Annotated in this window: 18 protein-coding genes; 17 read left to right on the plus strand and 1 reads right to left on the minus strand. The window is 64.0% G+C overall.

What is annotated here, in order from left to right; translation table 11 throughout:
- Window positions 1-63 precede the first annotated feature (63 nt).
- The gene (argA, locus tag WCE05_RS02185) at window positions 64-1,362 is read left to right on the plus strand and encodes an amino-acid N-acetyltransferase (RefSeq protein WP_225787639.1); all 1,299 of its coding nucleotides are present in this window, start codon (window positions 64-66) and stop codon (window positions 1,360-1,362) included.
- Between the two features lie 81 nt (window positions 1,363-1,443).
- Here argA and WCE05_RS02190 read toward each other — a convergent pair whose 3' ends face one another.
- Complete coding sequence (locus WCE05_RS02190; RefSeq protein WP_225787638.1) at window positions 1,444-2,820, minus strand: glutamine synthetase family protein; 1,377 nt, start codon at window positions 2,818-2,820, stop codon at window positions 1,444-1,446.
- Window positions 2,821-3,487: 667 nt separating this feature from the next.
- On the opposite strand from WCE05_RS02190, the gene WCE05_RS02195 reads away from it, so the two are divergent.
- The 16 genes from WCE05_RS02195 to WCE05_RS02270 all read left to right on the plus strand — a co-directional run bounded on the left by WCE05_RS02195 (window position 3,488) and on the right by WCE05_RS02270 (window position 22,431).
- A complete protein-coding gene (locus WCE05_RS02195; protein WP_225787637.1) occupies window positions 3,488-4,846 on the plus strand; it encodes a glutamine synthetase family protein in 1,359 nt (452 codons plus the stop codon).
- 48 nt (window positions 4,847-4,894) lie between these two features.
- A complete protein-coding gene (locus WCE05_RS02200) occupies window positions 4,895-6,256 on the plus strand; it encodes an aspartate aminotransferase family protein (RefSeq protein WP_253079835.1) in 1,362 nt (453 codons plus the stop codon).
- A gap of 169 nt (window positions 6,257-6,425) precedes the next feature.
- A complete protein-coding gene (locus tag WCE05_RS02205) occupies window positions 6,426-7,523 on the plus strand; it encodes a polyamine ABC transporter substrate-binding protein (RefSeq protein WP_225787635.1) in 1,098 nt (365 codons plus the stop codon).
- A gap of 157 nt (window positions 7,524-7,680) precedes the next feature.
- Window positions 7,681-8,775 carry a polyamine ABC transporter substrate-binding protein gene (locus WCE05_RS02210; protein ID WP_317235050.1) on the plus strand — a complete coding sequence of 365 codons (1,095 nt, stop codon included), beginning with the start codon at window positions 7,681-7,683 and terminating at the stop codon, window positions 8,773-8,775.
- 72 nt (window positions 8,776-8,847) lie between these two features.
- The gene (gene potA, locus WCE05_RS02215) at window positions 8,848-9,990 is read left to right on the plus strand and encodes a polyamine ABC transporter ATP-binding protein (RefSeq protein WP_225787634.1); all 1,143 of its coding nucleotides are present in this window, start codon (window positions 8,848-8,850) and stop codon (window positions 9,988-9,990) included.
- Window positions 9,987-10,907 (plus strand): ABC transporter permease subunit, encoded by a 921-nt coding sequence (locus WCE05_RS02220; RefSeq protein WP_225787633.1) that lies wholly within the window; start codon window positions 9,987-9,989, stop codon window positions 10,905-10,907. The genes potA and WCE05_RS02220 overlap by 4 nt, the downstream gene beginning before the upstream one ends.
- Window positions 10,904-11,794: an ABC transporter permease subunit gene (locus WCE05_RS02225; RefSeq protein ID WP_225787632.1), complete on the plus strand. Its 891-nt coding sequence runs from the start codon at window positions 10,904-10,906 to the stop codon at window positions 11,792-11,794. Before WCE05_RS02220 ends, WCE05_RS02225 begins: the two co-directional genes overlap by 4 nt.
- 158 nt (window positions 11,795-11,952) lie before the next feature.
- The gene (locus WCE05_RS02230) at window positions 11,953-13,041 is read left to right on the plus strand and encodes an efflux RND transporter periplasmic adaptor subunit (protein ID WP_368815376.1); all 1,089 of its coding nucleotides are present in this window, start codon (window positions 11,953-11,955) and stop codon (window positions 13,039-13,041) included.
- On the plus strand, window positions 13,038-14,105 hold the full coding sequence (locus WCE05_RS02235) for an efflux RND transporter periplasmic adaptor subunit (RefSeq protein ID WP_368815377.1): 1,068 nt from the start codon (window positions 13,038-13,040) through the stop codon (window positions 14,103-14,105). The genes WCE05_RS02230 and WCE05_RS02235 overlap by 4 nt, the downstream gene beginning before the upstream one ends.
- Window positions 14,102-17,152 (plus strand): efflux RND transporter permease subunit, encoded by a 3,051-nt coding sequence (locus tag WCE05_RS02240; protein ID WP_368815378.1) that lies wholly within the window; start codon window positions 14,102-14,104, stop codon window positions 17,150-17,152. The genes WCE05_RS02235 and WCE05_RS02240 overlap by 4 nt, the downstream gene beginning before the upstream one ends.
- Before the next feature lie 171 nt (window positions 17,153-17,323).
- Window positions 17,324-17,506 carry a sulfur starvation response protein OscA gene (oscA, locus tag WCE05_RS02245; RefSeq protein WP_070092048.1) on the plus strand — a complete coding sequence of 61 codons (183 nt, stop codon included), beginning with the start codon at window positions 17,324-17,326 and terminating at the stop codon, window positions 17,504-17,506.
- A gap of 47 nt (window positions 17,507-17,553) precedes the next feature.
- The gene (locus WCE05_RS02250; protein ID WP_368815379.1) at window positions 17,554-18,561 is read left to right on the plus strand and encodes a sulfate ABC transporter substrate-binding protein; all 1,008 of its coding nucleotides are present in this window, start codon (window positions 17,554-17,556) and stop codon (window positions 18,559-18,561) included.
- Between the two features lie 89 nt (window positions 18,562-18,650).
- Window positions 18,651-19,469 carry a sulfate ABC transporter permease subunit CysT gene (gene cysT / locus WCE05_RS02255; protein ID WP_225787627.1) on the plus strand — a complete coding sequence of 273 codons (819 nt, stop codon included), beginning with the start codon at window positions 18,651-18,653 and terminating at the stop codon, window positions 19,467-19,469.
- Window positions 19,470-19,482: 13 nt separating this feature from the next.
- Window positions 19,483-20,355: a sulfate ABC transporter permease subunit CysW gene (gene cysW / locus WCE05_RS02260; RefSeq protein WP_368815380.1), complete on the plus strand. Its 873-nt coding sequence runs from the start codon at window positions 19,483-19,485 to the stop codon at window positions 20,353-20,355.
- Between the two features lie 3 nt (window positions 20,356-20,358).
- Window positions 20,359-21,348, plus strand: coding sequence for a sulfate/molybdate ABC transporter ATP-binding protein (locus WCE05_RS02265; RefSeq protein WP_368815381.1), 990 nt, complete (start codon window positions 20,359-20,361; stop codon window positions 21,346-21,348).
- Between the two features lie 291 nt (window positions 21,349-21,639).
- Window positions 21,640-22,431, plus strand: coding sequence for an energy transducer TonB (locus tag WCE05_RS02270; RefSeq protein WP_368815382.1), 792 nt, complete (start codon window positions 21,640-21,642; stop codon window positions 22,429-22,431).
- The last annotated feature ends 6 nt before the right edge of the window (window positions 22,432-22,437 follow it).

The raw sequence follows: 22,437 nt of genomic DNA on the forward strand, positions 1-22,437 counted from the left end.
CGACGATGATTTTGAACCGCGTCCGTTTCGCCGTTCTCCGTTCACTTATCCACAGGCCCCGTCATGCCCGAATACGTCAACTGGCTACGTCATGCCTCCCCGTACATCAATGCCCATCGCGACTGCACCTTCGTGGTCATGCTGCCCGGCGATGGGGTGGCGCATCCCAATTTCGGCAACATCGTCCATGACCTGGTGCTGCTGCACAGCCTCGGCGTGCGGCTGGTGCTGGTGCATGGCTCTCGTCCACAGATCGAGAGCCGCCTGGCCGCCCGCGGGTTGACCCCGCACTACCACCGCGGCATGCGCATCACCGACGCGGCGACCCTCGAATGCGTGATCGATGCGGTGGGCGCCCTGCGCATCGCCATCGAGGCGCGCCTGTCCATGGACATGGCGGCGTCGCCCATGCAGGGCTCGCGCCTGCGGGTGGCCGCCGGCAACCTGGTCACCGCCCGGCCGATCGGCGTGCTCGAAGGGGTCGACTATCACCACACCGGCGAGGTGCGGCGGATCGACCGCAAGGGCATCAACCGCCTGCTGGACGAGCGCTCCATCGTGCTGCTGTCGCCCCTGGGCTATTCGCCCACCGGCGAGATCTTCAACCTGGCCTGCGAGGACGTGGCGACCCGCGCCGCCATCGAGCTGGGAGCCGACAAGCTGCTGTTGTTCGGTGCCGAGTCGGGCCTGCTCGACGAGCACGGCAAGCTGGTGCGCGAGCTGCGTCCGCAGCAGGTCGCACCGCACCTGCTGCGCCTGGGCAGCGACTACCAGGGCGAGTTGCTGGACGCTGCGGCCGAGGCCTGCAAGGGCGGCGTGGCGCGCAGCCATATCGTCAGCTATGCCGAGGACGGTGCGCTGCTCACCGAGCTGTTCACCCGTGATGGCGGCGGCACCCTGGTGGCCCAGGAGCAGTTCGAGATCGTCCGCGAGGCGTCGATCGAGGATGTCGGCGGCCTGCTGGAGCTGATCAGCCCGCTGGAAGAGCAGGGCATCCTGGTGCGGCGTTCGCGCGAGGTGCTGGAGCGGGAGATCGAGCAGTTCAGCGTGGTCGAGCGTGACGGCATGATCATCGCCTGCGCGGCGTTGTACCCGATCGCCGATTCCGAGGCGGGGGAGTTGGCGTGCCTGGCGGTGAACCCGGAGTATCGCCATGGTGGGCGGGGGGACGAGTTGCTCGAGCGGATCGAGAGCCGGGCGCGCAAGCTTGGGCTCAAGACCTTGTTCGTGCTGACGACCCGTACCGCCCACTGGTTCCGCGAGCGTGGCTTCGCGCCCAGTGGCGTGGAGCGGCTGCCGGCGGCGCGGGCGTCGCTGTACAACTACCAGCGCAATTCGAAGATCTTCGAGAAGCCCCTGTAAGTAGCCTGTAGCGCGGTTTCTGTGTGGGAGCGGCCTTGTGTCGCGAAAGGCCGCTCCCACATCTGGGGGCGGCGTTTTCGTTTACACGGTATGCAGGTACCAGTTGTACTCGAGGTCGGAGATCGAATGCTCGAACTCCTCCAGCTCGCTCTCCTTGCACGCGACGAAGATGTCGATGTACTTCGGATCGATGTACTTGTTCAGGATCTCGCTGTCGTCCAGCGTACGCAGGGCATCGCGCAGGTTGTTCGGCAGGCTCTGCTCCAGCTGCTCGTAGGCGTTGCCTTCGATCGGAGTGCCTGGGTCGACCTTGTTGGTCAGGCCATGGTGCACGCCGGCCAGGACAGCGGCCATCATCAGGTACGGGTTGGCGTCGGCGCCGGCCACGCGGTGCTCGATGCGCACGGCGTCCGGGGTGCCGGTCGGCACGCGCAGGGCCACGGTACGGTTGTCCAGGCCCCAGCTCGGCGCATTCGGCACATAGAACTGCGCACCGAAGCGGCGGTAGGAGTTGACGTTCGGGCAGAGGAACGCCATGGACGCGGGCAGGGTCTCGAGCACACCGCCGACCGCGTGACGTAGCGCGGCGTTCTGCTCGGGATCCTCGCTGGTGAAGATGTTGTTGCCATCCTTGTCCAGCACGGAGATGTGTACATGCAGGCCGTTGCCTGCCTGGCCCGGGTAGGGCTTGGCCATGAAGGTGGTGTCCATCTCATGGTCGTAGGCGATGTTCTTGATCAGGCGCTTGAGCAGCACCGCGTAGTCACAGGCCTTGAGCGGGTCGGCGACGTGGTGCAGGTTGACCTCGAACTGCGCCGGGGCGCTTTCCTTGACGATGGCGTCGGCCGGGATGCCTTGTTCCTTGGCGCCTTCGAGGATGTCCTGGAGGCAGTCGGCGTATTCGTCGAGGTCGTCGATCAGGTAGACCTGGGTCGACTGCGGGCGCTTGCCGGAGATCGGCGAGCGCGGCGGCTGCGGACGGCCATTCACGTTCTCCTGGTCGATCAGGTAGAACTCCAGCTCGAACGCCGCGCAGATGGTCAGGCCCATGTCGGTGAACTTGCTCACCACCTGGCGCAGCACTTCGCGCGGGTCGGCGAAGAACGGCTCGCCTTCGAGCTCGTGCATGGTCATCAGCAGCTGGGCGGTGGGGCGCTTCTGCCAGGGTTCGTTGGACAGGGTGCCGGGGATCGGGTAGCAGATGCGGTCGGCATCGCCGATGTCCAGGCCAAGGCCTGTGCTCTCGACGGTGGAACCGTTGATATCCAGGGCGAAGAGGGAGGCGGGCAGGTTGATGCCTTTCTCGTAAACCTTGTGGAGGCTGGTGCGTTCGATGCGTTTGCCACGCACCACACCATTCATATCTGCAATCAGAAGGTCAACGTAGAGAACCTCGGGATGTTCCTTAAGGAACGCGTTCGCTTCGTTAAGCTGAACGGCACGCGGGGGTACCGACATGATGCAACACCTTTGTTGTTAAAAATATCAATCAAGGGGGGCTTGCAAGCCCAGTCAATCCGAAAGACCAGGTGAAGTCAAGCCAGCCCCATGATGCCCTGAAATGGCACATCGACGGCAGATTTGCTGCATATAGGGGCGTGCCATTATCCGCTATTTTGCCGTGGAAGGGCTATCTCGGGCTTAACGTGTTTTATTTTTTACAGAGGTGTTGTGTAAAAAAATGAACAAGGCTAAGCTCGGTCTCAACCCAGAACACAATAATACGAGGGTCACATGGTCCGCCTGCCGCGACCTGAAAGCGCCGCCTGCGCCGCGCAGTCAGGTATTTCCGTCACTTGCCGCAAGGGCTTCGCACGCATCGCCGATCGCGTGAGCGCTCTGGCCGCAATAATTGACGGCGGGTACAGCCCATCCTCCTTTCGTAGCAGTTTACTGCACGCTTTTTCGCTCATCTGCCCTTCGAGTTCTGCCCGGACGCACTCCACTGGCGTGTATCCACTGTCGTCCTGCGCGGGGGTTTTTGCTTTAGCAATCCACTCCATCCAGAATCAAGGCACGGGTCTGCCGCGGCCGTTCGGGTCGCACGGCAACCCCCTTGACCGACGCCAGGCGTCAGCGGCGCCCGGCTTTCGCCGGCCGGGCCACATTACCTCCTGAGGTATTTATGAGTAACAACCTCGACCAGCTCACCGATTGGTTGAAAGAGCACAAGATCACCGAAGTCGAATGCCTGATCAGCGACCTGACCGGCATCACCCGCGGCAAGATCTCGCCTACCAACAAGTTCATCGCCGAAAAAGGCATGCGCCTGCCCGAGAGTGTCCTGCTGCAGACCGTGACCGGCGACTACGTCGACGACGACATCTATTACCAACTGCTGGACCCGGCCGACATCGACATGATCTGCCGCCCCGACGAGAACGCGGTGTTCCTCGTGCCTTGGGCGATCGAGCCGACCGCCCAGGTGATCCACGACACCTACGACAAGAAGGGCAACCCGGTCGAGCTGTCGCCGCGCAACGTACTCAAGAAAGTCCTCAAGCTCTATGCCGACAAGGGCTGGCAGCCGATCGTCGCGCCGGAGATGGAGTTCTACCTGACCAAGCGCAGCGAAGACCCGGACTTCCCGCTGCAACCGCCGGTGGGCCGCTCCGGTCGTCCGGAAACCGGGCGCCAGTCGTTCTCCATCGAGGCCGCCAACGAATTCGACCCGCTGTTCGAGGACGTCTACGACTGGTGCGAGCTGCAGCAGCTGGACCTCGACACCCTGATCCATGAAGACGGCACGGCGCAGATGGAGATCAACTTCCGTCATGGCAACGCCCTGCACTTGGCCGACCAGATCCTGGTGTTCAAGCGCACCATGCGCGAGGCCGCGCTCAAGCACAACGTGGCGGCCACCTTCATGGCCAAGCCCATGACCGGCGAGCCGGGCAGCGCCATGCACCTGCACCAGAGCGTGGTCGACGTCGCCACCGGCAAGAACATCTTCGCCAACGAGGACGGCAGCATGAGCGAGCTGTTCCTCAACCACATCGGCGGCCTGCAGAAGTTCATTCCCGAGGCGCTGCCGCTGTTCGCCCCCAACGTCAACTCGTTCCGCCGCTTCCTGCCAGACACCTCGGCACCGGTGAACGTCGAATGGGGCGAAGAGAACCGCACCGTCGGCCTGCGCGTACCGGACGCCGGCCCGCAGAACCGCCGCGTGGAGAACCGCCTGCCGGGCGCCGACGCCAACCCCTACCTGGCCATCGCCGCGAGCCTGCTGTGCGGCTATATCGGCATGGTCGAAGGCATCGGTGCCAGCGCGCCGGTCCAGGGGCGGGGCTACGAGCGGCGTAACCTGCGCCTGCCGCTGACCATCGAGGATGCGCTGGAGCGCATGCAGAACTGCCGGGCCCTGGACCAGTACCTGGGCAAGAAATTCATCACCGGCTATGTCGCCACCAAGCGGGCGGAACATGAAAACTTCAAACGGGTAATCAGCTCCTGGGAGCGCGAGTTCCTGCTGTTTGCCGTCTGATCAACCCTGGGGCCGCAGGAGCGCGGCTGTCGGATAACGGAGAAGCACATGAGCGTCAACAACCCGCAAACCCGTGAATGGCAAACCCTGAGCGGTGAGCACCACCTGGCTCCCTTCAGCGACTACAAGCAACTGAAGGAGAAGGGGCCGCGCATCATCACCAAGGCCCAGGGCGTGCATTTGTGGGACAGTGAGGGCCACAAGATCCTCGACGGCATGGCGGGCCTGTGGTGCGTGGCGGTCGGCTATGGCCGTGAAGAGCTGGTGCAGGCGGCCGAAAAGCAGATGCGCGAACTGCCGTACTACAACCTGTTCTTCCAGACCGCCCACCCGCCGGCGCTGGAGCTGGCCAAGGCGATCACCGACGTGGCGCCCAAGGGCATGACCCATGTGTTCTTCACCGGCTCCGGCTCCGAGGGCAACGACACCGTGCTGCGCATGGTGCGCCACTACTGGGCGCTCAAGGGCAAGCCGGGCAAGCAGACCATCATCGGCCGGGTCAACGGCTACCACGGCTCCACCGTGGCCGGCGCCAGCCTCGGTGGCATGAGCGGCATGCACGAGCAGGGCGGCCTGCCGATCCCAGGCATCGTGCACATCCCGCAGCCGTACTGGTTCGGCGAAGGGGGCGACATGACCCCGGACGAATTCGGGGTCTGGGCCGCCGAGCAGTTGGAGAAGAAGATCCTGGAAGTCGGCGAGGACAAGGTCGCCGCCTTCATCGCCGAGCCGATCCAGGGGGCTGGCGGTGTGATCATCCCGCCCGAGACCTACTGGCCGAAGATCAAGGAGATCCTCGCCAAGTACGACATCCTGTTCGTCGCCGACGAAGTGATCTGCGGTTTCGGCCGCACCGGCGAGTGGTTCGGCTCCGACTACTACGACCTGCAACCCGACCTGATGACCATCGCCAAGGGCCTGACCTCCGGTTACATCCCCATGGGCGGTGTGATCGTGCGTGACACCGTGGCCCAGGTGCTCAGCGAGGGCGGCGACTTCAACCACGGCTTCACCTACTCCGGTCACCCAGTGGCGGCCGCGGTGGGCCTGGAAAACCTGCGTATCCTGCGCGACGAGAAGATCGTCGAGCGTGCCCGCACGGAAACGGCACCCTATTTGCAAAAGCGTCTGCGTGAGCTGCAGGACCACCCGCTGGTGGGCGAGGTACGCGGCCTGGGCCTGCTCGGCGCGATCGAGCTGGTCAAGGACAAGGCGACCCGCAGCCGCTACGAAGGCAAGGGCGTGGGCATGATCTGCCGTAATTTCTGCTTCGAAAACGGCTTGGTCATGCGTGCGGTGGGCGACACCATGATCATCGCACCGCCTCTGGTGATCAGCCGTGAGGAGGTCGACGAGCTGGTGGAAAAGGCGCGCAAATGCCTGGACCTGACGCTCGAAGCGGTCCGCTGACCGCCTGCTACGCTAGCGAAGTGACATTAAGCGGTTACAAGGCCCTGCTTTCCTTGAAACAGCGCCTTGTAACTTGCCAGACTAGCGGCTGTTTCAGTCGCCCAGCGCTGCACCGTGGGATCTTGGCTGCTGAACAGATGGCTTGATAATAAATTCTGGAGCATTACGCATGAAGAAAATGGGCAAGACGCTGCTGGCCACGGCCCTGATGGGTGTCATGGCGACCGCTGTTCAGGCTGACGACAAGGTGCTGCACGTCTACAACTGGTCGGACTACATCGCCCCGGACACCGTGGCCAAGTTCGAGAAGCAGAGCGGCATCAAGGTGGTCTACGACGTCTTCGACAGCAACGAGACCCTCGAAGCCAAGTTGTTGGCGGGCAAGTCCGGCTACGACGTGGTCGTGCCATCGAACAACTTCCTGGCCAAGCAGATCAAGGCCGGCGTCTACCAGGAGCTGGACCGCTCCAAGCTGCCGAACTGGAAGAACCTCGACGAAGACCTGCTCAAGGCCGTCGGTGATGCCAGCGACCCGGGCAACAAGTACGCCTTCCCCTACATGTGGGGCTCCATCGGCATCGGCTACAACCCGGAGAAGGTCAAGGCCGCGCTGGGCGTGGACAAGATCGACTCGTGGGATGCCGTGTTCAAGCCGGAGAACATCGCCAAGCTCAAGAGCTGCGGCGTGAGTTTCCTCGATGCTCCGACCGAGATGATCCCGGCGGCCCTGCACTACTTGGGCAAGCCGACCGACAGCAAGGACAAGCAGGACCTGAAGGCCGCCGAGGAGCTGTTCCTGAGCGTCCGGCCGTCGATCACCTACTTCCATTCCTCCAAGTACATTTCCGACCTGGCCAACGGCAACATCTGCGTGGCCGTCGGCTACTCGGGCGACTTGGAGCAGTCCAAGGCCCGTGCCCACGAGGCCGGCGACAAGGTCAAGCTGGAATACGTCATTCCGAAGGAAGGCGCCGGTACCTTCTATGACATGGTCGCCATCCCCAAGGACGCCACGAACGTCGAAGGCGCCTACAAGTTCATGGACTTCCTGATGCAGCCGGAAATCATGGCCGAGATCACCAATGCCGTGCGCTTCCCGAACGGCAACAAGGCGGCCACCCCGCTGGTGGACAAGGAAATCTCCGGCGACCCGAGCATCTACCCCTCGGATGACGTGAAGAAGCAGCTGTATGCGATCAGCGACCAGGATGCAGGCACCCTGCGTCTGATCACCCGCAGCTGGACGAAGATCAAGTCGGGCAAGTAAGCCCGTCGCGGGCCCTCTGGGCCGGGGCTTCCCGGCCCAGAGGCGATGTGAGGCAAATAAGTTTGCGGCATCGATGCCGCGAAGGTAAGTTGCGCGCCGGTTTTGCGTGTACGGCCGCTTCGCGCCGTCACAGGCACTGATTGAGAGGACCACCCACTTGTCTATTTCCATATTTCGCAAGGCCATGATGGCTGGAGCGGGTCTGACGCTGGCATTCGGCGTCCAAGCAGCGCCTACGGTGCACATCTACAACTGGTCCGACTACATCGGCCCGACGACCCTTGCCGACTTCCAGAAGGAAACCGGTATCGCGGCCAAGTACGATGTCTTCGACTCCAACGAAACCCTGGAAGGCAAGTTGCTGGCCGGCCGTACCGGCTACGATGTGGTGGTGCCGTCCAACCATTTCCTCGGCAAGCAGATCAAGGCGGGCGCTTTCCAGAAGCTCGACAAGAGCCTGCTGCCCAATTATTCCAACCTGGATCCGGCGCTGATGAAGCGCCTCGAGAAGAACGATCCGGGCAACCAGTACGCCGTGCCTTACCTGTGGGGCACCAACGGTATCGGCTACAACGTCGAGAAGGTCAAGGCCGCGCTGGGCACCGACACGATCGACTCCTGGGCGGTGTTGTTCGAGCCGCAGAACATGGAAAAGCTCGCCAAGTGCGGCGTGGCCTTCCTCGATTCGGCCGACGAGATGCTGCCGGCGGTCCTCCAGTACCTGGGCCTGGACCCCAACAGCACCGACCCCAAGGACTACCAGAAGGCCGAGGAGAAGCTCCTGGCCGTGCGTCCCTACGTGACCTACTTCCATTCTTCCAAGTACATCACCGACCTGGCCAACGGCGACATCTGCGTCGCCGCCGGCTTCTCCGGCGATGTATTCCAGGCCAAGGCCCGCGCCGAAGAGGCCGGCAAGGGCGTGAAGCTGGCCTACGCCATTCCCAAGGAAGGCGGCAACCTCTGGTTCGACGTGCTGGCCATCCCCAAGGATGCCAGCAACGCCAAGGAGGCCCATGCCTTCATCAACTACTTGCTGAAGCCTGAGGTTATCGCCCAGGTCAGTGACTACGTCGGTTATGCCAACCCCAACCCCAAGGCTGGCGACCTGATGGACCAGGATGTGAGGACTGACGCTGCGGTTTACCCACCGCAGGAAGTACTGGACAAGATGTTCGTCAATGCCGAGTTGCCACCCAAGGTACAACGTTTGATGACCCGCAGCTGGACCAAGGTCAAGTCGGGCAAATAACAATCCAGAGCCGCCGCGCGCCCTGCAGCGACAGGGTGTGCGGGCATAAAAATCTTGTTGGGAGTTTCATTCATGGCAGTTGCCTCCGGAGCCTATAAGAAAGCCCTCGAGGGTAGCCAGCAGCCCAAGCAGGTGCTGGTCAAGATCGATCGGGTCACGAAAAAGTTCGACGAAACGGTAGCTGTGGACGATGTGTCCCTGGAAATCAGCAAGGGCGAGATCTTCGCCCTGCTGGGTGGCTCCGGCTCCGGCAAATCGACCTTGCTGCGCATGCTGGCGGGCTTCGAGCGCCCGACCGAAGGGCGGATCTTCCTCGATGGTGTCGACATCACCGACATGCCGCCCTACGAGCGGCCGATCAACATGATGTTCCAGTCCTACGCCCTGTTCCCACACATGACCGTGGCGCAGAACATCGCCTTCGGCCTGCAACAGGACAGGATGCCCAAGGCCGAGATCGACGCCCGCGTGGCCGAGATGCTCAAGCTGGTGCACATGACCCAGTACGCCAAGCGCAAGCCGCACCAGCTCTCCGGTGGCCAGCGCCAGCGTGTGGCCCTGGCCCGTTCGCTGGCCAAGCGGCCGAAGCTGTTGCTGCTCGACGAACCCATGGGCGCGCTGGACAAGAAGCTGCGCTCGCAGATGCAACTGGAACTGGTCGAGATCATCGAGCGGGTCGGCGTGACCTGCGTGATGGTGACCCACGACCAGGAAGAGGCCATGACCATGGCCCAGCGCATCGCCATCATGCACCTGGGCTGGATCGCCCAGATCGGCTCGCCGGTGGACGTCTACGAGACCCCGACCAGCCGCCTGGTCTGCGAATTCATCGGCAACGTCAACCTGTTCGAGGGTGAAGTGGTCGACGATGCCGAGGGCCACGCGCTGATCGCCTCGCCGGAGCTCGAGCGCAACATCTATGTGGGCCATGGCGTCACGACCTCGGTCGAGGACAAGCGCATCACCTATGCCCTGCGGCCGGAGAAGCTGCTGGTCACCACCGAGCAGCCGACCTGCGAGCACAACTGGTCGCGCGGCAAGGTCCACGACATCGCCTACCTGGGCGGCCACTCGGTGTTCTACGTGGAGCTGCCCACCGGCAAGGTCGTCCAGTCGTTCGTCGCCAACGCCGAGCGCCAGGGTACCCGGCCGACCTGGGGCGACGACGTGTACGTCTGGTGGGAAGACGACAGCGGCGTGGTACTGCGCTCATGAACATCCGCAAGCTCAAGCGAGCACTCAACAAGGTCACCCCGCAGGGGCGCCACCTGGTGATCGGTGTGCCGTTCATCTGGTTGTTCCTGTTCTTCATGCTGCCGTTCTTCATCGTCCTGAAGATCAGCTTCGCCGAAGCCGACGTGGCGATCCCGCCCTACACGGAGATCTACAGCTACGTCGAGGACAAGGTGCAGCTGGTGCTGAACCTGGCCAACTACGGCTTGCTGACCGAGGACGAACTGTACATCTCGGCCTACCTGGGCTCGTTGAAGATCGCTTTCTTCAGCACCCTGCTGTGCCTGTTGATCGGCTACCCCATGGCCTACGCCATCGCCAATGCACGCAAGGAAACCCAGACCGTACTGTTGCTGCTGATCATGATGCCGACCTGGACCGCGATCCTGATCCGCGTCTATGCCTGGATGGGCATCCTCAGCAACAACGGCTTGCTCAACAGCTTCCTGCTGTGGCTCGGGGTGATCGACCAGCCGTTGCAGATCCTCAACACCAACCTGGCGGTGTACATCGGCGTGGTCTATTCGTACCTGCCGTTCATGATCCTGCCGTTGTACGCCAACCTGGTGAAGCACGACCCAAGCCTGCTCGAGGCCGCGTCGGACCTGGGTTCGAGCACCTTCAACAGCTTCTGGAAGATCACTGTGCCGCTGTCGAAGAACGGCATCATCGCCGGCTGCATGCTGGTGTTCATCCCGGTGGTGGGCGAGTTCGTCATCCCCGAGCTGCTCGGCGGCCCGGAAACCCTGATGATCGGCAAGGTGCTGTGGCAGGAGTTCTTCAACAACCGTGACTGGCCGGTGGCGTCCGCCCTGGCGGTGGTGATGCTGGTGATCCTGATCGTGCCTATCCTGCTGTTCAACCGCAGCCAGGCCAAGGAAATGGAGGGCAGGGCATGAAGCGTTTCAGTTTCTCCACATTGATGCTGGTGCTCGGCTTGCTGTTCATCTACCTGCCGATGCTGATCCTGGTGATCTACTCGTTCAACGCCTCCAAGCTGGTGACGGTCTGGGGCGGCTGGTCGGTGAAATGGTACGTCGGCCTGCTCGACAACTCCCAGCTGATGGGTTCGGTGATGCGCTCGCTGGAGATCGCCTGCTACACCGCGGTCGCCGCGGTGGCGCTGGGGACCCTGGCGGCGTTCGTGCTGACCCGGGTGACCCGCTTCAAGGGCCGCACGCTGTTCGGCGGCCTGGTCACCGCGCCGCTGGTGATGCCCGAGGTGATCACCGGTCTGTCGTTGCTGCTGCTGTTCGTGGCCATGGCCCAGATGATCGGCTGGCCCCAGGAGCGCGGCATCGTCACCATCTGGATTGCCCACACCACCTTCTGCGCGGCCTATGTGGCGGTGGTGGTGTCGGCGCGCCTGCGCGAGCTCGACCTGTCCATCGAGGAAGCGGCCATGGACCTGGGGGCCAAGCCGTGGAAGGTGTTCTTCCTGATCACCATCCCGATGATCGCCCCGTCGCTGGCGGCGGGCGGCATGATGTCGTTCGCCCTGTCGCTGGACGACCTGGTACTGGCCAGCTTCGTGTCCGGTCCGGGCTCGACCACCCTGCCGATGGAAGTGTTCTCTGCCGTGCGCCTGGGCGTGAAGCCTGAGATCAACGCGGTGGCCAGCCTGATCCTGCTGTCGGTATCGCTGATGACCTTCCTGGTCTGGTATTTCAGCCGCCGCGCCGAAGAGCGTCGCCGCCGGGCGATCCAGCAGGCGATCGAGGAGAGTGCCGCCGGCGAGTGGCGCCAGCCAGAGGGCCAGCGCCCACCGGCTGCAGCATCCGCCTGATCCACTTCCTGGGGCCGCTTCGCGGCCCCAGGATGACAACGTCCCCGCCTGACTGCCCCACCTCGCCTCGAACACACCGCCCCAGTGCTGTTTATCGAACCCTGATCTACGCTAACAGTCGCATCCCTCGAATCATTGCGCGCAAACAAGGAGCCTGCATGACGTTGACGCGTCTGCTGTTGGTCGTTTGCCTGGTGCTGCCGTACATGCTGTCGGGCTGTAGCAGGGAAGAGAGCACGCCAGCGCTGCCCAGGGTCGGTGTCCTGCGGGTCGAGCCCACCGATTTCGCAGCCCGGGTGACCTTGACCGGCGATGTCCAGGCGCGGGTCCAGACCGACCTGTCGTTTCGCGTGGGCGGCAAGATCATTTCCCGCAGTGTCGATGTGGGCGACCACGTCAAGGCCAACCAGGTGCTGGCGCGCCTGGACCCGAAGGACCTGCAGAACAACGTCGACTCGGCCAAGGCCGAGGTGTTCGCCGAGCAGGCGCGGGTCACCCAGGCCAGCGCCGCCTTCGTGCGCCAGCAGAAACTGCTGCCCAAGGGCTATACCAGCCAGAGTGAATACGACGCCGCCGAAGCCGCCCTGCGCAGCAGCCAGAGCGCTCTGAAGGCCGCCCAGGCGCAGTTGGCCAACGCTCAGGAGCAACTGGGCTATACCGCGTTGGTTTCCGAGGCGGACGGCGTGATCACCGCGCGCCAGGCCGAGGTCGGCCAGGTGGTGCAGGCGACCATGCCGATCTTCAGCCTGGCCCGCGACGGCGATCGCGACGCGGTGTTCAACGTCTACGAGTCCCTGCTGGTGGCGCCGGCGAGCGATGAGGGCGTGATCGTCAGCCTGCTGGACGATCCGCGTGTCCGTGCCGAGGGGCATGTCCGCGAGATCACCCCGACCGTTTCCGCCCAGAGCGGTACGGTGCAGGTCAAGGTGGGCCTGCGCAACGTGCCGCCGGGCATGCGCCTGGGCTCGCCGGTGACCGCCACGGCCAGTTCCCAGGGGCGGCCGAGCGTCGAGCTGCCTTGGTCGGCCCTGACCAAGGCGCTGCACGAGCCTGCGGTATGGGTGGTGGGCGAGGGCGACAAGGTGGAGCTGCGCAAGGTCCAGGTGTCGCGCTACCTGACCGGCAAGGTGGTGATCGCAGGTGGCCTCAAGAGTGGCGAGACCGTGGTGGTCCGTGGCGGCCAGTTGTTGCATCCGGGCATGCAGGTGGAAAAGGTCGACACCCAGGATGAAGGGGGCGATCCATGAAGCGCCTGCTGCCGATGTTCTGCGCTGCCTTGCTGCTGGCCGCGTGCAGCAGCGATGAGCAAAACACCGAACCGGTGCGCCCGGTGCTGTCCACGCTCGTCGAACCCCAGGTACAGGCGCAATTGGGGCGCTTCGCCGGCAGCATCCAGGCGCGCTACGAAAGCACCCTGGGTTTTCGCGTGTCCGGGCGCATCGCCCGGCGCTGGGTGGACGTGGGCACCCAGGTGAAGCCAGGCGACACCCTGGCCACCCTCGACCCGACCGACCAGCAGAACCAGTTGCGCGCCGCCGAGGGCGACCTGGCCAGGGTCCAGGCGCAGTGGATCAATGCCCAGGCCAACGCACGCCGCCAGCAGCAGTTGTACGACCGTGGCGTCGGCGCCCAGGCCCAGCTGGACATCGCCCAGACAGACCTGAAGACCACCGGTGCCTCCCTGGAGCAGGCGCGCTCGGCAGTCAGCCAGGCCCGCGACCAGCTCGACTACAGCACCCTGCGCTCCGACCACGCGGCGGTGGTGACGGCCTGGCAGGCCGAGGCCGGGCAGACGGTCAGCGCCGGCCAGGCGGTGGTCACCCTGGCGCGGCCGGACGTCAAGGAGGCCGTGATCGACCTGCCGATCCACCTGGCCGAACAGTTGCGCAAGGACCTGACCTTCACCGTCGCCTTGCAGCTCGAGCCCAGCATCCACACCACCGCGACCTTGCGCGAGCTGGAGCCCCAGGCCGACGCCACCACCCGTACCCGGCGCGCCCGCCTGACCCTGGCCAGTACCCCCGATGCCTTTCACCTGGGCACTGCGATCAGCGTCACCCTGACCTCGGCGGTTTCCCCTCGCAGCGAACTGCCGAGCACCGCGCTGCTCGAGCGCGACGGCAAGACCCAGGTGTGGGTGGTCGACCCGCAGCAAAAGACCGTGGCCACCCGTGACGTCACCCTGATCGAGCGCAGCGCCAAGCGTATCGTCCTGGCCTCCGGCGTGCAGCCGGGCGAGCGGGTGGTCACCGCCGGCGTCAACAGCCTCAAGTCTGGCCAGAAGGTCACCTTCGACGAGGACGCGCGATGAAAGGAAGCTTCAACCTGTCCGAATGGGCCCTCAGGCACCAGTCCTTCGTCTGGTACCTGATGTTCGTTGGCCTGCTGATGGGTGTGTTCTCCTACTTCAACCTGGGCCGCGAGGAAGACCCTTCGTTCACCATCAAGACCATGGTGATCCAGACCCGCTGGCCCGGTGCGACCCAGGACGAGACGCTCTACCAAGTCACCGACCGCATCGAGAAAAAGCTCGAGGAGCTGGATTCGCTCGACTACGTCAAGAGCTACACCCGCCCGGGCGAGTCCACCGTCTACGTCTACCTGCGCGACACCACCAAGGCCGAGGACATTCCGGACATCTGGTACCAGGTGCGCAAGAAGATCCAGGACATCCGTGGCGCGTTTCCCCAGGGCATCCAGGGGCCGGGCTTCAACGACGAGTTCGGCGACGTGTTCGGCTCGATCTACGCTTTCACCGCCGACGGCCTGACCCTGCGCCAACTGCGCGACTATGTGGAGCAGGTGCGTGCCGAGGTCCGCGATGTCCCCAACATCGGCAAGATCGAGCTGATCGGCACCCAGGACGAAGTGCTCTACCTGAACTTCTCGACCCGCAAGCTGGCGGCCCTGGGGATCGACCAGCGCCAGGTCATGCAGGCGCTGCAAGCGCAGAACGCGGTGACCCCGGCGGGGGTGATCGAGGCCGGGCCCGAACGCATCTCCGTGCGCACCACCGGCCAGTTCGCCTCGGAGAAAGACCTGGAAGGCGTCAACCTGCGTATCAACGACCGTTTCTTCCGCCTGGCCGACATCGCCGACATCGAGCGAGGCTATGCCGATCCACCGTCACCGATGTTCCGCTACAACGGCCAGACCGCGATCGGCCTGGCCATCGGCATGAAGGCCGGCGGCAACATCGAGGTGTTCGGCCAGTTGCTCAAGACGAAGATGGACAGCGTCATCGGCGAGCTGCCGGTAGGGATTGGCGTGCACACGGTGTCCGACCAGGCGGTGGTGGTCAAGCAGGCAGTCGGCGGCTTCACCAGTGCGCTGTTCGAGGCGGTGGTGATCGTCCTGGTGGTGAGCTTCGTCAGCCTCGGCATTCGTGCCGGCCTGGTGGTGGCCTGCTCGATCCCGCTGGTGCTGGCCATGGTCTTCGTGTTCATGGAGTACAGCGGCATCACCATGCAGCGGATTTCCCTGGGCGCGCTGATCATCGCCCTGGGCCTGTTGGTGGACGATGCGATGATCACCGTGGAGGTGATGGTCACCCGCCTGGAGATGGGTGAGAGCAAGGAGCAGGCGGCGACCTTCGCCTACACCTCCACCGCCTTTCCCATGCTCACCGGCACGCTGGTGACCGTGGCCGGCTTCGTGCCGATCGGGCTCAATGCCAGCTCAGCGGGCGAGTACACCTTCACCCTGTTCGCGGTGATCGCCGTGGCATTGCTGGTGTCCTGGGTGGTGGCGGTGTTCTTCGCCCCGGTGCTGGGCGTGCATATCCTCAGCACCCAGGTCAAACCCCACGCGGCGGAGGCGGGGCGGGTCGGCAAGGCGTTCGAGCATGGCCTGCTGTGGTGCATGCGCCATCGCTGGCTGACGGTGATCGGCACCATCGTGCTGTTCGCCCTGTCGGTGGTCAGCATGCGTTTCGTGCAGAACCAGTTCTTCCCGTCCTCGGACCGGCCGGAGATCCTGGTGGACCTCAACCTGCCGCAGAATGCCTCGATCGAGGAAACCCGCAAGGTGGTCGATCGCCTGGAGGCGACCCTGAAGGGCGACCCGGACATCGAGCGCTGGAGCACCTATATCGGCCAGGGCGCGATTCGTTTCTACCTGCCGCTGGACCAGCAGTTGCAGAACCCCTACTACGCCCAGTTGGTGATCGTCAGCAAGGGACTGGAGTCCCGTGGCGCGCTCATGGCGCGCCTGCAGGAGCGCCTGCGCAAGGACTTCGTCGGCATCGGCACCAACGTCCAGTCGCTGGAAATGGGCCCGCCGGTGGGCCGGCCGATCCAGTACCGGGTCAGCGGCAAGGACATCGACCAGGTGCGCCGTCATGCCATCGAGTTGGCCACGCTGCTCGATGGCAACCCGCATATCGGCGAGATGATCTACGACTGGAACGAGCCGGGCAAGGTGCTGCGGGTGGAGATCGCCCAGGACAAGGCGCGCCAGTTGGGGCTGTCGTCCGAGGATGTGGCCAACGTGATGAACAGCATCGTCAGCGGCGTGCCGATCACCCAGGTCAACGACACTATCTACCTGGTCGACGTGATCGCACGCGCCGAGGACAGCGAGCGTGGCTCGCCCGACACCCTGCAGAACCTGCAGATCGTCAGCCCCAACGGCACGTCCATCCCGCTGCTGGCCTTCGCCACCGTGCGCTACGAACAGGAGCAACCATTGGTCTGGCGGCGCGACCGCAAGCCGACCATCACCATCAAGGCTTCGGTCAACGGCGACATCCAGCCCACCGACCTGGTGGCCCAGCTCAAGCCCAGCATCGACGCGTTCGCCAGCCAGTTGCCGGTCGGCTACGAGGTGGCCACCGGTGGTACGGTGGAGGAGAGCAGCAAGGCCCAGGGGCCGATCGCCAAGGTCATCCCGCTGATGCTATTCCTCATGGCGACCTTCCTGATGATCCAGCTGCACAGCGTTCAGAAGCTGTTCCTGGTGGTCAGCGTGGCGCCGCTGGGGCTGATCGGCGTGGTCCTGGCGCTGGTGCCCACGGGGACGCCGATGGGCTTCGTGGCGATCCTCGGGATCCTCGCGCTGATTGGCATCATCATCCGCAACTCGGTGATCCTGGTGACCCAGATCGACGAGTTCGAGGCGCAGGGGTACGCCCCCTGGGATGCGGTGATGGAGGCGACCAACCACCGGCGTCGGCCGATCCTGCTCACGGCAGCGGCGGCCAGCCTGGGCATGATCCCGATCGCCCGGGAGGTGTTCTGGGGGCCGATGGCCTACGCCATGATCGGCGGCATCATCAGTGCAACGCTGCTGACGCTGCTGTTCCTGCCGGCGTTGTACGTGGCCTGGTACAAGATCCGCGAGCCAGAGACGCAAGGCTGAAGACCGGCCAGGGCTGCAAAACAGCCCAGGCCTCTCACATCCAATGACGGTTGGTTATATAAAAATTCTTAAACAGTATTTTTCAGAATAAATACCGCTCTCTAAGATTGCCCTCAAGCCAGGCGCAAACCCCTTCCTCTGCCCGGCGCCCTCATTCACAGGAGAACGAGCATGAGTGCATCTGTGCGTAGCATCGACGGCCAGGACGAAGCCACCATTCTGCGTGAGATCCAGAGCGCACTGCGGGATCTGCGTTTCGGCGCGGTGGAGATCACCGTGCATAACGCCCAGGTGGTGCAGATCGAGCGCAAGGAGAAGTTCCGCCTGCAACAGCCGGGCAACAAGTCCGGCTGACACTGCATCACTTCCAACTAGAAAAAATGCCAATCGGGAGCTTCACCATGTCCATCCGCCGTTATGCCCTGGCCGCCCTGGCCAGTGCCGTTTTTGCCGGTTCCGCGATCGCCAAGGACTACGAACTGCTGAACGTGTCCTACGACCCGACCCGCGAGCTGTACCAGCAGTACAACGCCGAATTCATCAAGCACTGGCAGCAGTCCCACCCGAGTGACAAGGTGAAGATCCAGCAATCCCATGGCGGCTCCGGCAAGCAGGGCCGTGCCGTGATCGACGGCCTGCGTGCCGACGTGGTGACCCTGGCCCTGGCCGGTGACATCGACGAGATCGCCAAGCTCGGCAAGACCCTGCCGGAGGACTGGCAGAAACGCCTGCCGGACGCCAGCACGCCCTACACCTCGACCATCGTGTTCCTGGTGCGCAAGGGCAACCCCAAGGGCATCAAGGACTGGGGCGACCTGGTCAAGCCGGACGTCTCGGTCATCACCCCCAATCCCAAGACCTCCGGCGGCGCCCGCTGGAACTTCCTCGCCGCCTGGGCCTACGGCCTGAAGACCGGCGGCAGCGAAGAAAAAGCCAAGGAATACGTCCAGGAACTGTTCAAGCACGTGCCGGTACTGGACACCGGCGCCCGTGGTTCGACCATCACCTTCGTCAACAACGGCCAGGGCGATGTCCTGCTGGCCTGGGAGAACGAGGCCTTCCTGGCACTGAAGGAAGACGGTGGCAACGACAAGTTCGAGATCGTCGTGCCGTCCCTGTCGATCCTCGCCGAACCGCCGGTGGCCGTGGTCGACAAGAACGCCGAGAGAAAAGGCAACACCGAGATCGCCACCGAGTACCTCAAGCACCTGTACAGCCCCGCCGGGCAGAAGATCGCGGCAGAGAACTTCTACCGTCCGCGTGACGAGAAGGTCGCCGCCGAATATGCCAAGCAGTTCCCGAAACTCGAACTGGTGACCATCGACAAGGACTTCGGTGGCTGGAAGACTGCACAACCGAAATTCTTCAATGACGGTGGCGTGTTCGACCAGATCTACCAGGCACAGTGATATTGTTGCCCGACACGAGCTTCACCCTTCAGTAGCCTGCATGGGCCCGGGACGCGTCCCGGGCTTCGTGCGTTCAACCAGGGACCTTTATGTCACGTCGTATTTCCCCCGTCATACCCGGCTTCGGGCTGACACTGGGCTACACCTTGGTGTATCTCAGCCTGATCGTGCTGATACCACTGGCCGCCATGTTCGTGCATGCCGCGCAGCTCACCTGGGAGCAGTTCTGGAGCATCGTCAGCGCACCACGGGTGCTCGCCGCGCTCAAGCTGAGCTTCGGCACCGCCCTGGCCGCCGCCCTCATCAATGGCGTGATCGGCACCCTGCTGGCCTGGGTGCTGGTGCGCTATGACTTCCCCGGGCGCAAGATCATCGACGCGATGATCGACCTGCCGTTCGCCCTGCCCACCGCCGTCGCCGGCATCGCCCTGACTGCCTTGTACGCGCCCGCCGGCTGGGTCGGCCAGTTCGCCACCGACCTTGGCTTCAAGATCGCCTACACGCCGCTGGGCATCACCCTGGCGCTGACCTTCGTTACCCTGCCGTTCGTGGTGCGCACGGTGCAGCCGGTACTCGCCGACATCCCCCGCGAGGTCGAGGAGGCCGCCGCCTGCCTGGGGGCCAGGCCATTGCAGGTGTTCCGCCACGTGCTGGCACCGGCGCTGCTGCCGGCCTGGCTGACCGGCTTCGCCCTGGCCTTCGCCCGGGGTGTCGGCGAATACGGCTCGGTGATCTTCATCGCCGGCAACATGCCGATGAAGACCGAGATCCTGCCGCTGCTGATCATGGTCAAGCTGGACCAGTACGACTACACCGGCGCCACCGCCATCGGCGTGCTGATGCTGGTGGTTTCCTTCATCCTGCTGCTGCTGATCAACCTGCTGCAGCGGCGCATCGAAACCCCTTGAAGGAGGCCCGGTAATGTCTTCGTCATTCCTTGGCGCCGCCGCCGCGGCCAATGCCGCCCGCCGTAGCAGCGCCACTTCGCGGCGCGTACTGGTCGGCCTGGCCTGGCTGGTGTTCGCGCTGTTCTTGCTGTTGCCGCTGTTCATCGTGGTGTCCCAGGCTTTGAAGAACGGCTTTGGCACCTTCTTCGAGGCGATCTTCGAACCCGACGCCCTGGCGGCGCTCAGGCTCACCTTGCTCGCGGTGGTCATCTCGGTGCCGTTGAACCTGGTGTTCGGTGTCTGCGCCGCCTGGTGCGTGAGCAAGTACGACTTTCGCGGCAAGAGCGTGCTGGTCACCCTGATCGACCTGCCGTTCTCGGTCTCGCCGGTGATCGCCGGCCTGGTCTACGTGCTGATGTTCGGCGCCCAGGGCCTGCTCGGGCCATGGCTGCAGGACCACGACATCCAGATCGTCTTCGCCCTGCCGGGCATCGTCCTGGCGACCATCTTCGTCACCGTGCCCTTCGTCGCCCGCGAGCTGATCCCGCTGATGCAGGAGCAGGGCACCCAGGAAGAAGAAGCCGCACGCCTGCTCGGCGCCAACGGCTGGCAGATGTTCTGGCACGTGACCTTGCCGAACATCAAGTGGGGCCTGATCTACGGCGTGGTGCTGTGTACCGCTCGGGCCATGGGCGAGTTCGGCGCGGTGTCGGTGGTATCCGGGCATATCCGTGGCGTCACCAACACCTTGCCGCTGCACGTCGAGATTCTCTACAACGAGTACAACCACGTCGCGGCCTTCAGCGTGGCCAGCCTGCTGCTGATCCTGGCGCTGTTCATCCTGCTGCTCAAGCAGTGGAGCGAATCCCGTATTGACCGCCTGCGCCACGGCGCAGCGGAGGAATAATTCATGTCGATCGAAGTTCGTAACGTCAGCAAGCGCTTCAATACTTTCCAGGCCCTGGACAACATCAACCTGGACATCAACAGTGGCGAGCTGGTGGCCCTGCTTGGCCCCTCCGGTTGCGGCAAGACCACCCTGCTGCGCATCATCGCCGGCCTCGAGACCCCGGACCAGGGCAACATCGTGTTCCATGGCGAGGATGTCTCCGGCCATGACGTGCGTGACCGCAACGTCGGTTTCGTGTTCCAGCACTACGCCTTGTTCCGCCACATGAGCGTGTTCGACAACGTCGCCTTCGGCCTGCGCATGAAGCCCAAGGGTGAGCGCCCGAGCGAGCGCAAGATCGCCGAGAAGGTGCATGAGCTGCTGAACATGGTCCAGCTCGACTGGCTCGCCGACCGCTACCCCGAGCAGCTTTCCGGTGGCCAGCGCCAGCGCATCGCCCTGGCCCGCGCCCTGGCGGTGGAGCCCAAGGTACTGCTGCTCGACGAGCCGTTCGGGGCTCTTGACGCCAAGGTGCGCAAGGAGCTGCGCCGCTGGCTGGCGCGGTTGCACGAGGACATCAACCTGACCTCGGTGTTCGTGACCCACGATCAGGAAGAGGCGATGGAAGTGGCCGACCGTATCGTGGTGATGAACAAGGGCGTGATCGAGCAGATTGGCTCGCCCGGCGAGGTGTACGAGAAGCCGGCCAACGACTTCGTCTATCACTTCCTGGGCGATTCCAACCGGTTGAGCCTGAGCGACGACCATCATGTGCTGTTCCGTCCCCACGAGGTGTCGCTGTCGCGCCATGAGACCGAAGGCCACCATGCCGCCGAGGTTCGCGACATCCGCCCGCTGGGGGCGACTACCCGGGTCACCCTCAAGGTGCCGGGGCAGAGCGAGCTGATCGAAGCCGAGGTGGTCAAGGACCATGACAGCCTGACGGGGCTGGCGCGCGGAGAGACCTTGTTCTTCCGGCCGAAGGTCTGGCAGAAGGTGGTGGATATTTGATCGACCGTCAGGTTGAGAGGGCTAGGGGCTGCTTTGCAGCCCTTCGCTGGCAAGCCAGCTCCTCACCAGTTCCTCTCGCCGGCATCGATGCCTTGCATGAATATTTCGCATGCCCACGCTGCATCGCGATTCCGCTGCCCCGCTGCAGCCCTTGAATGACGCGGCTCAGCGGTAAATCATGAAAATTAATATTCAATAAAGTTCTATTTTTTAAGTTTAAACATTACTTTCAGAGATAAGCCTCTGGCACCGATGATTCAGCCATGAATCAACACCCCAGGAGTGTTATCGATGGGTAATGTCCAGACGGCCGTCAGGGCCTACGACCAGCCGTGGCGCCCGGCGCCAGGCGACCTGGTCGAGCTTGGACGGGCGCTTCGTCTGCCACTGTCGCACGCGCGCCTGCAACGCACACCGGTCAGCGGCCTCAAGCGTCGCGACAAGCTGGCGCTGGGGCTGCTGGTCCTGGCCCTGCACGGTGCCGCCGCCTACTGGATCAGCCAGAAGCCGATAACGCAGCTGCCGGTGGTGCCGCCGCAGGTTCCCCCCATGACCATCGAGTTCGCCGCACCTGCGCCGCCCGTGGTCGAACCACCACCGCCCGCACCGGCCCCGGCGGTCGTCGAACCGCCACCACCGCCGGTGGTCGACGAGCTGGCGGCCAAGCCTGCAGCCAAGCCCAAACCGAAGCCTGCACCCAAGCCGGTGGCCAAGCCCCAACCCAAGCCCAAGCCGGTCGAGGCACCTCCTGCCCCGCCCGTGGCGGCCCCCGCGCCGCCGGCGCCGCCCGCACCGGCACCGGTCACGCCGCCGTCGGCCAACGCCGCCTACCTGAAGAATCCGGCGCCGGAATACCCGCAGATGGCCTTGCGTCGTGGTTGGGAGGGCACCGTGCTGCTGCGCGTCGAGGTACTGGCCAGCGGCAAGCCCGGGCAAATCCAGGTGCAAAAGAGCAGTGGTCGCCAGGCACTGGACGCCGCCGCCCTGGCTGCCGTGAAGCGCTGGAGCTTCGTGCCGGCCAAGCAGGGCGATGTGGCCCAGGCCGGCTGGGTCAGCGTGCCCATCGATTTCAAGCTTCGTTAACCCGCG

The sequence above is a fragment of the Pseudomonas sp. I2 genome, from assembly GCF_040984075.1.
In the GTDB taxonomy this organism is placed as follows: Bacteria; Pseudomonadota; Gammaproteobacteria; order Pseudomonadales; family Pseudomonadaceae; genus Aquipseudomonas; species Aquipseudomonas guariconensis_B.

What these genes read in the sequence shown, in the direction of transcription:
- potA (WP_225787634.1), top strand. Translation starts at nt 8,848, where the DNA reads ATGGCAGTTGCCTCCGGAGCCTATAAGAAAGCCCTCGAGGGTAGCCAG.
- WCE05_RS02190 (WP_225787638.1), bottom strand. Translation starts at nt 2,820, where the DNA reads ATGTCGGTACCCCCGCGTGCCGTTCAGCTTAACGAAGCGAACGCGTTC.
- cysT (WP_225787627.1), top strand. Translation starts at nt 18,651, where the DNA reads ATGTCACGTCGTATTTCCCCCGTCATACCCGGCTTCGGGCTGACACTG.
- WCE05_RS02235 (WP_368815377.1), top strand. Translation starts at nt 13,038, where the DNA reads ATGAAGCGCCTGCTGCCGATGTTCTGCGCTGCCTTGCTGCTGGCCGCG.
- WCE05_RS02195 (WP_225787637.1), top strand. Translation starts at nt 3,488, where the DNA reads ATGAGTAACAACCTCGACCAGCTCACCGATTGGTTGAAAGAGCACAAG.
- argA (WP_225787639.1), top strand. Translation starts at nt 64, where the DNA reads ATGCCCGAATACGTCAACTGGCTACGTCATGCCTCCCCGTACATCAAT.
- WCE05_RS02230 (WP_368815376.1), top strand. Translation starts at nt 11,953, where the DNA reads ATGACGTTGACGCGTCTGCTGTTGGTCGTTTGCCTGGTGCTGCCGTAC.
- WCE05_RS02225 (WP_225787632.1), top strand. Translation starts at nt 10,904, where the DNA reads ATGAAGCGTTTCAGTTTCTCCACATTGATGCTGGTGCTCGGCTTGCTG.
- WCE05_RS02220 (WP_225787633.1), top strand. Translation starts at nt 9,987, where the DNA reads ATGAACATCCGCAAGCTCAAGCGAGCACTCAACAAGGTCACCCCGCAG.
- oscA (WP_070092048.1), top strand. Translation starts at nt 17,324, where the DNA reads ATGAGTGCATCTGTGCGTAGCATCGACGGCCAGGACGAAGCCACCATT.
- WCE05_RS02240 (WP_368815378.1), top strand. Translation starts at nt 14,102, where the DNA reads ATGAAAGGAAGCTTCAACCTGTCCGAATGGGCCCTCAGGCACCAGTCC.
- WCE05_RS02265 (WP_368815381.1), top strand. Translation starts at nt 20,359, where the DNA reads ATGTCGATCGAAGTTCGTAACGTCAGCAAGCGCTTCAATACTTTCCAG.
- WCE05_RS02270 (WP_368815382.1), top strand. Translation starts at nt 21,640, where the DNA reads ATGGGTAATGTCCAGACGGCCGTCAGGGCCTACGACCAGCCGTGGCGC.
- cysW (WP_368815380.1), top strand. Translation starts at nt 19,483, where the DNA reads ATGTCTTCGTCATTCCTTGGCGCCGCCGCCGCGGCCAATGCCGCCCGC.
- WCE05_RS02205 (WP_225787635.1), top strand. Translation starts at nt 6,426, where the DNA reads ATGAAGAAAATGGGCAAGACGCTGCTGGCCACGGCCCTGATGGGTGTC.
- WCE05_RS02200 (WP_253079835.1), top strand. Translation starts at nt 4,895, where the DNA reads ATGAGCGTCAACAACCCGCAAACCCGTGAATGGCAAACCCTGAGCGGT.
- WCE05_RS02250 (WP_368815379.1), top strand. Translation starts at nt 17,554, where the DNA reads ATGTCCATCCGCCGTTATGCCCTGGCCGCCCTGGCCAGTGCCGTTTTT.